The 13,689-nt window shown below is 46.5% G+C and carries 7 protein-coding genes; 1 reads left to right on the top strand and 6 read right to left on the bottom strand.

The features are described 5' to 3' along the window. Positions 1-222: 222 nt before the first annotated feature. The 4 genes from PPM_RS05095 to PPM_RS05080 form a co-directional block, all read right to left on the bottom strand. On the bottom strand, positions 223-3,522 hold the full coding sequence (locus PPM_RS05095) for a DUF5704 domain-containing protein (RefSeq protein ID WP_043885886.1): 3,300 nt from the start codon (positions 3,520-3,522) through the stop codon (positions 223-225). 17 nt (positions 3,523-3,539) lie between these two features. Then, complete coding sequence (locus tag PPM_RS05090; RefSeq protein ID WP_013369658.1) at positions 3,540-4,472, bottom strand: copper amine oxidase N-terminal domain-containing protein; 933 nt, start codon at positions 4,470-4,472, stop codon at positions 3,540-3,542. A gap of 481 nt (positions 4,473-4,953) precedes the next feature. Beyond that, complete coding sequence (locus tag PPM_RS05085; RefSeq protein ID WP_043886092.1) at positions 4,954-6,252, bottom strand: alpha-glucosidase/alpha-galactosidase; 1,299 nt, start codon at positions 6,250-6,252, stop codon at positions 4,954-4,956. A 135-nt stretch (positions 6,253-6,387) separates the two neighbouring features. Further along, positions 6,388-10,413 carry a DUF5695 domain-containing protein gene (locus PPM_RS05080; RefSeq protein ID WP_013369656.1) on the bottom strand — a complete coding sequence of 1,342 codons (4,026 nt, stop codon included), beginning with the start codon at positions 10,411-10,413 and terminating at the stop codon, positions 6,388-6,390. Positions 10,414-10,689: 276 nt separating this feature from the next. On the opposite strand from PPM_RS05080, the gene PPM_RS05075 reads away from it, so the two are divergent. Then, positions 10,690-12,006, top strand: a complete 1,317-nt coding sequence (locus tag PPM_RS05075) for an erythromycin esterase family protein (RefSeq protein WP_013369655.1) — start codon at positions 10,690-10,692, stop codon at positions 12,004-12,006. 170 nt (positions 12,007-12,176) lie between these two features. On the opposite strand, the gene PPM_RS05070 is transcribed toward PPM_RS05075, so the two are convergent. Together PPM_RS05070 and PPM_RS05065 are read right to left on the bottom strand one after the other, a co-directional pair. Then, positions 12,177-12,578, bottom strand: a complete 402-nt coding sequence (locus PPM_RS05070; RefSeq protein ID WP_043885885.1) for a hypothetical protein — start codon at positions 12,576-12,578, stop codon at positions 12,177-12,179. Between the two features lie 67 nt (positions 12,579-12,645). After that, entirely contained in the window at positions 12,646-13,638 is a 993-nt protein-coding gene (locus PPM_RS05065; RefSeq protein ID WP_228392886.1) for a LacI family DNA-binding transcriptional regulator, read from the bottom strand. Between the last annotated feature and the right edge of the window lie 51 nt (positions 13,639-13,689).

The following is a 13,689-nucleotide window of genomic DNA, read 5'->3' as shown; positions in this document are numbered from 1 at the left end:
TACTTTACGTTAAGCCATTCCTTCCCCTGCTTACTTTACTGGTTCTACTGATTATACTAGTGCTGAGTGGCTTCAATTATCCGCTCACATTGCACCTGCACAGTAAGGGAGCATCGGTAAAAAAGCTGGAAAGCGACCGAGCGCTCTACACAGGAGCTTGTCAAGCTTGTACAACATCGTCAAGGATAGGTTTAGTTTACCCTTAATTGGTATATCTCCTAATTAGTGAGGGACAAAGGAATTGAAGTCGTCCCGACTAGACTGGTCTGCATGATAAAATACTATATCCCCATCCTGTAAATGAAAGGTGTGTCCGTATGGGTCCTTTATCTCTCTGCGATATCCTTCCAGTTGCCATTGGTTCAAAAGCGGGCCATTGATATATTGCAAATGTGGATGCTCGGTGTCCCCCTGACGGAGCGATTCCAAATTAAAACGAACCACTATAAAGCCTGTCTTCTTGAATAGATCTGTATGTTCGTTTAACTCCCTCTCTCGGCTTACATTACGTAAATCCGTCCCTTTGGTGACCGCGTACACATCGGCAGGCAGACTATACTCGCCATACCAGCGCTGAATCGCCGCATTCGCACGATCGGCATCCACCCCCTCCGGCAGGTCTGTCTTAGGACCGATCAAGGTACGTACAGCCGCAGGCAGCACCAGCCAGTCGTAGCGTCCAACCCAGGTCTTGCTGCGTGTGATACGCTGGGCATACAGCGCCACATAACGTTCCAGCGTTAACTGACTCCGCTCTGCTTCACTCAGTCCATGTTGATATTGGTAGGCTGCTGTATTCTGCATTTCCTCCATAGGGACATTGCGTAGTCGTTCATTCAAAATAACATATCGCTTCTCCCGGTCCTCCGCCGATCCTACACGGATAAATTTTTGACTGCCTGCATGTGTATACAGATCTACCTCTTCCCGCTGTCGCCCATTTTTGCTCACCCAATAAAATGAAGGGGTAATGCGAATTCCATCCCGGGCGCTGAACATATTGCCTTTGGTTTTGAGGTCAAACTTGAAATGATAGCCTGTCTTGACCGCCACATTTGCGTAACCTTCAAATGGATGACTGCCGGGGCGAATGGGCAATGTGAAGGGCTCCGGGTTCCCTCTAGGCAACCCGTCAATATTGCCAAGCCCTGTCCAATAGGACAGGCCACTATGCAGTGGGCTTCCTTTTTGCAGTCGAAATACACGCTCCCAATGGTAATCTGCAATATCCGTGATATGAAAATCATACATCCGTCCGATGACCTCAATATTCACCACATCATTGGCAACATGATGAGCGAGATTTGTGTTGGCATGGTGCTGCTCGGTGAATCCATCCGGTGCATTTTCGGCAATGGTGCGGAACTCGACTGTATAATTGCCTTCATCGACCCATACGGGCAAATAAAAGTCTGTGTCCAGCTGTAGTACCGGAATGTCGATCCAGGTACCTCGCGGATAAAAATGCGTCTTTCCTTTGTCGTACACATCGAATGGAAAGCGCACCTGCTTGGTTCGTACATATTTGGCATACTCCCGATCACCATAGCCGGGAATATTCAAATGCGGACCTGCTGTCGAAATCGTGACTCGGAAAGGACGCTCCAAAATAAGTGCGGATCGTCCCTTCGTAGGTTGGGTTTTCTGATTATGAGCAGCATCATCCGACACTGTAGACAGATTCACTACGGGAGTGTGGACAGTCACTGTATTGATCCCCTGTATCGGCAACGTTTTATCCGCACCTCCATTGATATTTCCTTTGAGAATAGCGTAAGTGATGTCACCACTGCTGGGCGTGTTGGGCTTATTCATCTTATGCTTATCAATCACATGATTCGGACTGTACAGCACATCAGCCCCAATTGCTCCGGAAGAGGGAATCACACCTGGTTTAGGGCCATTTACCTTGACGCGCTCTGGATTCATAATGATCTTGTTTTCAAAGGTCAAAGTATCGTTCTCCACTTCGATTTCCTTAACTGCCTCCTCTGCCTTAGATTTCAGTACACTGCGATCATCAGGCACACTGGGCTTGCTGCTGCCGCCGTTTTTGCTACGACTACCTCCATCCACTGTCCCTGGTGCAGGGAGCGGATAAAAGTTACCCTGGGTCGCCGCAATATAAGAAGGGGGAGTATAGGATTGCGGACGCAGGGTGATTGCTTCATTGGGTAACGCATAGTTTCGGAGCGTAGCCTCTTTGATACCATATACCTCCAAATTGTCTATTTTCCAATAGGAGTACGGACGGACGATTTGGTAAGTATAAGTTCGCTTCACCGTCTCATTCCGGCGAGATTTTTTCTTAGGCCGCCAGGTCAACCGATATTCCCGTTTTACGTTCACCGTATATGTACACTGACCCGTCATGTTCACAAACTTATGTTGAAAAAGGTATCTCTTGGCTTGCACATGACCGTACAGGCTTTCAGAGGTAGGAATACCTTTGGATACGTCAAATCGTTCCCGACCACGCTGGTCCGCTTTGATCACGGCAGATACTACTGGGTCCAACTCGGCAGTTTCCAAGCGCAGACCTGGAACGGGACGGGAGCAGACAACACCTTTCGTTGGCTGTTCATTATCTTGGCAATTTGAGGGCGCTCCCTCTTGGCTTTCTCCAGGCTTCGGACAGCCCTGAGCTTCTTTGTAATACAAGTAAGCGGTAAACTGTTCAAAAGAACCGTCATAGGTAAACCCAGGTACAATCCCCGGCAAAATATCTCCGCTTGGCGGTTTACCTGTCGTGCTTTTCTTGTAACCCACATACTCATATTTCGGATTGGTTGGCGGGGTGAAATCATACGGTTGATTAGGTTTTAGCTCATCTTCTATTGGTTTAAATACGTTGTTAAGTGACTTTCCGTCAGTTGTAAAATGCTTGACGATGAGTGCGCTCTCTAGTTCGATTTTGAACAGGATGGGCTGGTAAATGCGCCAAGCTTCTACTTCTTTGGCACAGGTAGGGCAAGACTCGTCTTTAATATTTAAAGGTTCTTCCGCATCCAGAAGCATATTTACGGTTACGGGGATAACTGTAGTGTCGGTACCAATACCTTGTTTTTGAAAGGGACGAATTTCATTACTTGTTTTGCTACTATTGCTCGTTGAATCACCACTGATAGCTCGTCGATAATCTTCATAGTTATCGGATCTTGATTTTGAGAAATACTTTTTATAGTCAAGATTCTCTTTATTTATTTTAGGTTCATATAAACTCGCTTCGACACTTTTAATTTTACGACCTGGAAATTGAAATTTGTACGTAAAGGTAGCTTCCCCATACATATGTTTATTCGGTTGTTTTTTTTGTGTTACCCATTCCCCAGCGGTGTTCTTCCACATATCAAAGTACATCATCCCAACAAAGTAACGATTGTTCTTATCTGGAAAATAAGAGAGTGGCGTGATTTCTGTATCTGCCGCCACCATGTTAGTAGGAAAAGAGAATGGTGGGAACTGAAAAAATAACAGTAACCCCACCAAAAGTGCAATCAGAAGGTGTTTGGTCTTCTTCATACAATCTAATTTCCTTCTCATGAATTCACCATCAACGGGATATATTTATCTGACCAGCCATCAAACCCAATATATTTAATATCATTTATTTTGAATGATTTATAATTTTTAACTTTATCAAACAATTCATCTCTTGAGGAATAAATAGGGTAATACAACGTTTTTGTTCCATCTCCATTGTTGCTAGTTAGATCAAGTACAGGATAGCGATATCTGATTTCATTATTGTTTGTGATATAAAAAATTCCACCTGCTGAAGAAGTAGTTCTAACCCTCATTTTCATATATGTTGTGCCTTTGTCGTTAGTATACGGCTCAATGGAATATAAATCACGCAGAAGCCTCACTGGTAAGTCAGATGATTTAAAAATTAGTACCTTACTGTATTTTTCGCCATCTGCATTTTCTAAAAGATACGATTTTGTTGTAAACGCCTTTTTATACGGCTCAATACTCACTGCCTGATGCCCTGTATCCTCTAACGCAGCGATTTCCTTCTTCCCAATCCAGACCCAGTGGCTGACCTTATCCCATTCTACCGTCTGTCCCAAACCCTCACTCACTAACCGCAGTGGTACAAAAGTACGGTTTTGCTTCAAAATAATCTTCGTTTCATACGTTTTGGTTTGCCCATCCACGGTAGCGGTGTTTTGCCCCACTGTCATATTAACGGCATGTGCATCATTTTTTATCGACACAGCTAATTGGCCGCCTGTTTTCTCCCAGCCCACCTTAGCACCCAATGCCTCGGATACAAACCGGATTGGAACCATTACATAATCGTTACCATCTTGAAAAGGTTTGGCATCCGGGAACTGTATTTTTTTTGCATTTAATAAGACTTCAATTGGTTTGGTGCTACTTGCCGCCTCCGTCGTTGGAATCGTACTTGTCCCGCCCCATAGCAACGCGACTGCGGTCAAACTCAACACCCATTTTTTCATACTCATCTCTCGATCCCCTTTGTCTGCTTAAACTTTCAAACTATGTATATCATCTCTAATCTCATAAACTTATAAACTTATCGCATCCCCACTTTCGGAAAATACTGGATACAACTTATATATTATAGGGTTTCCCAATTACAAAATCTATAAGAAAAATAACTAATATAACTACTCTAAAAATCATTTCCTATGAGAAACCTCTCCCTCTAAATCATAGAATGGCCTCCTTATTTAACTTATATCTTCCGCAAAATCTCAACAAAAAAGGGCTGCCTCTCCCCTATGAAGGAAGAAACAGCCCGTGTGCTTCACGCGCAAAAACTATGTAAATATCAGTTCATATCCTATGGATTGTTCTAGCATCATCCAATATTTCTTACATCATAAATCATAACAGACTAAAAATCAAACGTTACTTTTTTCTCACAAAGCAGGAATCCCGGCGAACTTTTGGCGCCCCCTGCCCCCCATTCATCTGCCTCCCTTACACATAAGCTGGAAGCCACGTCCCGTGCGCTGCAATCAGGTCGTCGCACAGAGAAACGATATCATCCATGGATAATTCAGCCGAGGTGTGCGGGTCCAGCATAGCGGCGTGGTAAATGTGTTCTTTTTTTCCCGTCATTGCAGCTTCAATCGTTAACAGCTGGGTATTAATATTCGTCCGGTTCAGTGCAGCACATTGAGGCGGCAAATCCCCGACAAAGGTCGGTGTAACCCCATTACGATTGACTAGACAAGGTACCTCTACACAGGCTTCCTTCGGCAGATTGGTAATCAAACCTGTATTCATCACATTCCCGCCAATGGCAAAGGGCTGATTGGTTTCGATTGCCTCAAATATATAAGAAGCATATTCATTCGACCGTTCATGGCGCAGATCCTGATCGCCCAAAAGTTCCTCACGCATTGTCTCCCAGCGTTCAATCTGGCTCACGCAGCGGCGCGGGTATTCATCCAAAGGAATATTGAAGCGTTCAATTAGCTCAGGATATGCCCGTTTGATAAAATACGGATGATACTCTGCGTTATGCTCGGACGATTCCGTAATGTAATAGCCGAATTTCAGCATCATTTCAAAGCGTACCATATCATGATGCTTTTCCCGCTGCCTGGCGGCAGCCCGTTTTTTAATCTCAGGATACAAATCCACCCCATCCTTGCTCACTTTGAGCAGCCACGCCATATGATTGATGCCTGCGATCTTTGCCTTTACACCTTCCCGCTCCAAGCCGAGGCTTTTGAACAACTCGGGTATACACGCCTGTACGCTATGACACAGCCCTACTGTACGGACACCACCGTGTACGTTCATCACGTTCGTCAACACAGCCATCGGATTGGTATAGTTGAGAAACAGTGCATCCGGGCACACCTCGCGCATGTCTGCCGCAAAATCGAGCATCACCGGAATCGTTCTTAAATTGCGGAAAATACCGCCAATACCAACCGTATCAGCAATCGTTTGGCGCAGTCCGTATTTTTTGGGAATCTCAAAATCTGTAATCGTACACGGATCATAACCGCCCACCTGGATGGCATTTACTACATAGGCCGCTCCACGCAGTGCTTCCTTGCGGTCAGTGTAGGAGCGGATCACACAGGTACTCCCCGTTGTTTTTTTCAAATTGGATAAAATATTTTCCGAATCCTTCAGCCTAACAGGGTCAATATCGAACAACGCCAGTTCAAAACCCTGCAAAGCAGGTGTCAACATACAATCGCCAAGCACATTTTTAGCAAACACCGTACTGCCTGCACCCAAAAATGTAATCTTGCTCATACTTTGTCCCCCATTCACATTTTGTTCGCAGCTGTGCACCTCAAATGCAAGGATACCCATCGCCCCTCTCCCCCTTTGCAGGAAGAAAGTGACGATGGGAAAGATTAGCCATGACTATGCGTTGTTGCCTCTTATTCAGGATACTCCCACTGATTTAGCTGGGCTGATAAGCCGAGACGGTAAGACAGATGTTACCGGGGATGTCGTAGTTGGCGGGGTTACTGAAGTCTCCGGGCTAATCGGAGTTACCGGTGAAGCCACTGCCCCTGCCTCAATCACAGTCACCTTGGCCATTGCCTTTAACTCTGTCCCTTCCACTTTGCCCTTCAATTCAAACGAACCTGGAGCAGCATATTGTGCAGGGTCTATATCCTCCCATTCCACAGCCACCCATTTGGTGGAGCCTTCTCCATACGTAGCTTCCACTACGCTTGGCAGTTCAGGTTTTTCACCAACATGAGTTGTTACATTCACCTCTTTTAACGCAGTGATGTTCTCAGTTGCCGTCAGACTCTGTGCTGTACCGGAGGCCAGACCTGCCACCTCGTTTGCATTCAAAGCACGGCTATAGATCCGGAATTCATCCACCAGACCATTGAAATACGGATCAGGGTACTGGGACTTACCGATAAAATTATTTTTCGTCTGTCCCAGACTGGTTGGATTCAAGGTCAGGTTGGTATTGCGTCCCACTTCTTTCCCATCCACGTACAAAATACCTGTGGAGCCCGAAAGCGTGACTGCAACATGCTTCCATACGCCTGTCGGCAATACAGGGGCATCAATCGTCTGCTCCTGTCCTTGCCCGTTACCTTGATTCGTAATGGCAAATAGCATCCGGTTCCCGGCTTTAGGAGTCAGGAACATATATTCATTGGTCCCGGAGCCGAAGTCAAAAATCCGCACATAGTCGCTCAGGCTGTTCGCTTTGACCCAGCCGGATACGGTCAATTGCTGTGCCCGGCTGACAATCCCCGCCGGAAGCTGCACATAGCTGTCCTTGCCGTTCAGGCTCACAGCGTTGCCTCTTTTCCCCGCAGCCCATGCCGCAGTTCCCTTAACGGTAGCATCATTGCCGCTTTCCGATGAATCCGCAGCAACAGCACCGCTGGTTTCGTCGAACTTGTAAACGGCAAGCTGTTCAGGTAACGGTGCCGCCGGTTCAGCTATCACAGTTACTTTAGCCTCTCCTGATAACTGGGAGTCGCTGGCTGTCAGCTTGAATATATACGTTCCTGGTTCAGAAACGTTCACCTTCGAGCGTAGTGATGTTTTGCTGCTGAATGTGACCTTCGCGTTCTGTGGTCCTTCAACCAGACTCCACTCGCTGGTCACCTTTCCTTGCGGAAGTCCATCATCTGTAGCTGTACCTTTCAGAATAATCTGATCCGGCAGCTTCACCTTGGAATCCTTGCCTGCATCAACGACAGGTGCTTTGTTGGGATCAGGTGTGGTGGGTGTCAGCTCTACTGTATAAGAGGATGCTGTACCCATTTCCAACTTAAGCTTATTGGTTGGTGCATACGCATTAAACTTGCCTTGTGATTGACCACCCACTTTAACCAGGTACGTTCCTTTCTTTAAGCCATCAAATGTAACGTACGTAGAATGAGCTTGGCCCGGCGTTTGATTTTTCAATTGGAGCCATACATAATCCTTGGATGTTGCCAGCTTGGCTTCTGTATACTGGTCCTTTTCCAGCTCGATATACAGCTTTTCCGTAATCAGGTTGACTCGTTTGAACAAACCGTCCAGCGGCTTGATCGTATACACGTTACCGCTTTTACTCACCTCTGCACCGTAGCCCGTCAATCCAAAAATTGGATCAATCGCGATATCCGCGCTTAAGGTTTTAAGTGCACCAAACAATCCGAGGTCAGCCTCACCGCTCATGCCGCGCCAGCCGTTAAAGAGCGGAACATTTTTACCGCCGCCGGTACCGTTTGTACCGTTATTGCCTTTTTCTGCTTGATACGTCCATGCGACCGCCCCGATGTCCTCAGGGTCCGAGCTGATTTGCCCGGAATTAATCGCTCCGACATTGGCAATTTTGGCAGCATAGGACAACCGTTGTTGTTCCTCACGATGATTGTCCTCATGATGACGAATCCAGTCATCCATCGCATATCCCGCAAGTGAAGTCGTGTACTGGAAGTTAAACCAGTTCTCCCCGGTAATCGTCACCGGATCGGTATAGTAGTACCATACAGGCATATGACCGCGTGATGCACGAGTTTTGGCATTGATTTTACCCATCATTTCCAGGGCTTTACTTTGTTCGCCCTCTGTATCTATATTCTGCTTGGCTAACGTATATACAGCCTCTTCGCCTGTATTGTCGTAGCTATATTCAGAACCATAAGGATACTTTGTATTTTTAAAATTGTTATATTTGCGATCCATTTTTTCCTTGAGATCGTTCGCTTCATCATCGTAGCCTTCATCATGAAGGGCCTGAATAATATCCGGTGTGGTCAGCTCGCCCATCAAACCTGTTTCCCAGTTGTACGCAACGGGTCCTTCATACAATGCTTTGAAAATGTTATAAGCCCGCAGCAAATAGGTTTCCTTCGGATGCTTGTAAGTGACTAGGTCCGGGTATTCCTTGGCAATCTTATACATGCTGAAATACGTGTTGTATACATGCGGGTATGCATATCCCCGATAGGTCGGTGTATCATTGGGCTCCGGCATCAGGAAATCATGAATTAAATAATCTTCATGATGTCCATTCATCAGATTCGTCCAAATCGCCGTCTCCAAATAATCGTCTACAGCCCGCACCTCTTTGGCGACTGGAGAGAGCGTGTTTTTTTCAGCCAGGAACTGTCCGTGGGTCAGACCCCAATCGTCCCCCCAGCCCCAATAGCCGTTGAAAATGTTGCGTTTGGATTTGGTATGCATCATCCAATCGTCAAATACCTTATCGCGCAAATCACCTGGCACGTTCCACTGGGTTTTGTCTACCATAAAGGTAGCGTGCCGTTGCAGCGCCTGATCAATCGGCTCAATGGCATAGAATTGTAAAACCGTTTTGTTGCCATTGCCGTATTCTACCGTTATGAAGTTCGGGCCCAGCTTAGTAAATTTCAGTTCATAAATCTGATGTCCTCCAGCCTTGCTATCCGTCTGCGGAATAACGGTTCCGTCTGGATAGGTCACCTTGTTGATCGTTTGCTTGGTACGCAGATCCACCTTCGCCTTTTGATTCGTAGGCACAATCATGCCTGGTACAACTGTAGTATCCACCAAGTTTTCTTGATACAACGTATCTTTTACATCATGCTCGTCCTTTACGGCCAGGAACTTGAAGCCATAGTTTTTGCTTTGTCCTGGATTCAGGATCAGGCTTGTATTGGGCAAATACCCACGGTTGGTAGACTTGATGACATTGGAATGAATATAAAATACATTCAATCCCTCCAACCACTTGCCTTCGTTGGCCGGGTTCCAGGCCCACTTGCTACCCGGATGCTCTTCATCCCGCCAATGGTCCTGATACTCAAACCCAGCGCCTGTTGTGGAATCAGGGATCAATAGCAGGGAAGACCCGATGCCGCTGGGACGCCCAGCTGTAATATAGGAGCTGTTATTGCCGACAAAGGAATGCGTCACGACTCTCGTTTCGTAAATTGCATCACCATAAGTCCACTGTTCATTAAAAGGTAGGGGCAATCCAAAATCGCCAATCTCCAATTTTTTGCCGCTGGTATTCTGTACCTGTATATTCCACAGTACCGAACCATTCGACTCCGCCGAATAGGTTTCAATAACTTTAAAATTGCGTATGCCTTCTGCGTTACTTGAGTTCTCGTACGTGACCGTAACGCGGTTGCCGCTGGTCGTGATCTTACGCGCGTCTGCCGACTTATTCGTCCATGCCTTCGTCCAGCTACCTCCATCCAGTCGATACGTGAACATCAGCTCCCCTAGCCACTGATGATCTGCCGTGTTCTGCTCAGGTGTCACCGTTGCGTTCATGACATATTCGGTCGGAAAAGCATCTCCCTTGATACGGATAGATGAAATCTCGCCATGCTCGCCTGTATGAATCGTCAGCTTGTCATTAGATAGTTCATGGGCTTCTGCTGTATGCGTCCCAAACAACACAGACGCTGTGGTTAAAAACAAAAACGCCGCCAATATTCCCTTAAATTTCATCAACACGGCCTCCTTTTCGATCTCGGGGTCCTGATTTGCTTGTCAATCAGCTGAAGTCTCTTCATTTCGCCGCAACCTCCTTGGAAATGTAAGCGCTACAACTCTATTGTACAAAGCCTTGTCCATTGGTAAAATCAACATTTTCAACCGATTTATATAGGATTTCAACCTAATCGGGGGATAAATCATTCATACCAACAGACACCATGTTTTGGATTAATGAATGGACAAATCGGAAATAATTCACTCATACCGTCTGTAGGAGGGAACAACTTCATGAATTCGAATGATAATCCACCAGAGCAAAACGCTTATTTGAAAGAGCTGAATGCATTATTTATCCCATTGGATGGAATGGAGAATCTGGACCGCATGGTTAAGGCCATCGGAGATGCAGATATTGTGCTGCTCGGTGAGGCGAGCCATGGGACTTCTGATTTCTACCGAGTTCGGGCCGAGCTTTCGAAGAAGCTAATTACAAGCAAGGGTTTTAACATTATCGGTGTGGAAGGAGACTGGCCCTCTGCTTATCGGGTGAACCGGTATGTTAAAGGGATGGAGGGGGCCGATTCCTCGGCAGCCGATGCACTGGGTGATTTTACCCGCTGGCCGACATGGATGTGGGCAAATACGGACATTCGTGATTTCACGGAGTGGCTCAAGGAGTACAATGAGGCGAATCACGGCGGCGGCAGTGTCCGTGCGAAGGTTGGATTTTATGGCATTGATATGTACTCGTTATGGGAATCTATGGAAGAGATTATCGGTTATTTGGAGGAGACCAATTCTCCCCAACTGAAACAGGCCCGCAAGACATACGCCTGTTTCGACCCATATAGCAGGGACCATCAGTCTTATGGCATTGCGGCAGGACTGCTCTCGGAGAGCTGTGAGAAAGAAGTGGTTGAGCTGCTACAGCAGATGCAGAGCCGGCGCATGGCGTATCCGGGAAGTGAGGAAGAGCTGAATGCAGAGGTGAACATGCTCGTCACCTCCAGCTCGGAGGCCTACTATCGTACGATGGTCCGGGGCGGCCCACAGTCCTGGAATATACGGGACAAACATATGGTTGAATCCCTGAAGCGAATCATGTCCTATTACGGGGCCTCGGCAAAAGCCATTGTCTGGGAGCATAATACGCATATCGGTGATGCGCGGGCAACGGATATGATGGCGGATGGCATGGTTAATGTGGGTCAGCTGCTGCGGGAGGATCCAGAACATCGGGTGTTTGCCATTGGCTTCGGGACCTATCAGGGCGAGGTACTGGCTGGAAGAGCTTGGGGATCTCCGGTTGAGAAAATGACCGTCCCGCCCGGACAGCCAGAAAGCTGGGAGTATTACATGCACCAGGCGGGAGGCGGCCGAGATGGCATGATAATGCTCTCCGATGCATCTTCCATGCTGCATACGACCATTGGCCACCGTGCCATCGGTGTGGTGTACGAGCCTGCTCATGAGCGGTTCGGCAATTACGTGCCTTCCAGCATGGCAGATCGTTATAATGCGTTTGTTCATCTCGATCGGACCACCGCCCTTCAGCCACTGCCTATCCTTCAGCCGGTTGCAACGGATGCTTTATTTTCAGAATAACAGCTCGCAAGAAACGTCTGTGGGATGCTGGATGGCTGGGTAACGTTTACCGTCAGGCTTCGGATAATAACTATGAGACTGGCTCCAATACAAAAAGTGGCAGGCACGGACTTTATTTTTATTAGTCTGGGCCTGCTGCTTTTTTATTGAACTAAACGGTCCGTTAGTTTTTATGCATCTATCAAAAAAGGGATGTCCCCATCACGGAAATCTGGAGAAACACCCCCTATCTCCTGTCTTTCCCATCTGGTGCATATGGCGGACGGATGGATGTGCCTGATTCCTTGCTCATTCCACAATTTCCGGTCCTGTCGGCCTTGGAAGTGATCGCTACAACGCAATACATTTATGTCGTAGGCCTCTATTGATATTGGCATCTGCATCGAATACCGCATAGATTTGGCTAGGAACATGAAGGACGGTAAATTCATCTGGAACCTGCTTTCTATTCTTTCTCCTACAGTGTAAAAGAACCACTGAATATCTTCTTGTTTAGAAATGCTTCCATTTTGTCTGAAATTCAAGTACCACAACGAAGAGATCCAGTAACGCTTCAATTCCTCTTCAGACATGTATCCTTCCTGACCGATAGAAGGATTTCACTATCCTTCTTTTTCTTTGTCTTTCACTTCACTTTTTTTAAGTAGAATTACGTATAATCAACGAAGTCTTGTAGATTTTCGTTATAGGAGCAGATCGCATCCCCTTCAATCGCCGGGTAAGACATTCCGTAACATCCTTTACCATATCAGGAATACAATTGGTTAATGTGGTCAGTTCCGGATTAGTCATTAATCCTACAGGATGGTTATCAAATCCGATGACGGACATTTCTTGAGGCACGGATATCCCCCTTTGCTTTGCTGCTTTCAATAAACCAGTAGCTACAAAGTCACTACCTGTTATCATTCCATCCGGCAATTGGTCAGAAGTAAATAATTGTTCTCCCAAGGCATAACCATCTTCCATAGTCATCAGACCCGTATAACATTGTGATTTTGTACAGGCAAGACCGAATTGTCGGTGAGCCATTTGAAACCCATTCCATCTTTTCTCTTGCAATTGTGTCAGGTGATCCATACAGAAAAACAGATGACGGCGCCCCTTGGACAGCAAATATGCTGTCGCTTGAAAGACCGCATCTTCTTCATCCAATCGAAAGACATCAAGAAACTCTCCATCCATCGCTTCGTTACATATGATTCCTATGTGAGAACCTATATATTCTTTAATTTCTCTCTCCGAGAAATGGGAATGAGCAATAACCACGGCATCCATTTCTCGACGTGCCAATCGGGCATACACTTCACGTTCATACTCCCGGGATAATTCGGTCTGATAGATGACAAGTTGATACCCCATTGAGCCTAAAGATCGACTTAATGTACTGACAAGCTGACTGAAATAAGGATGTTCCACATCCGGGACAAGCACACCAATATGATTGCTGGCCTGTAGACGCAACTGAACCCCCTGCGTATTGCGGACATATCCCAGCTCCGTAATGGCTTTCTGTACTTTTTGTCTGCTTTCAATAGATACATGAGGATGGTCATTTAACACACGTGATACCGTCGACTTGGAGAGACCGCTTACACGTGAAATATCAATTATGGTGGGCAAAATTAACACCTCATCTAAAGTATTGACCTGGGAACGTTCCCTGCAACTATGATATCGTTA

The organism is Paenibacillus polymyxa M1 (assembly GCF_000237325.1).
GTDB lineage: Bacteria > Bacillota > Bacilli > Paenibacillales > Paenibacillaceae > Paenibacillus > Paenibacillus polymyxa_C.
The sequence above is the reverse complement of the archived record's forward strand: the minus strand, read 5'-3'. Positions and strand labels throughout refer to the sequence as shown.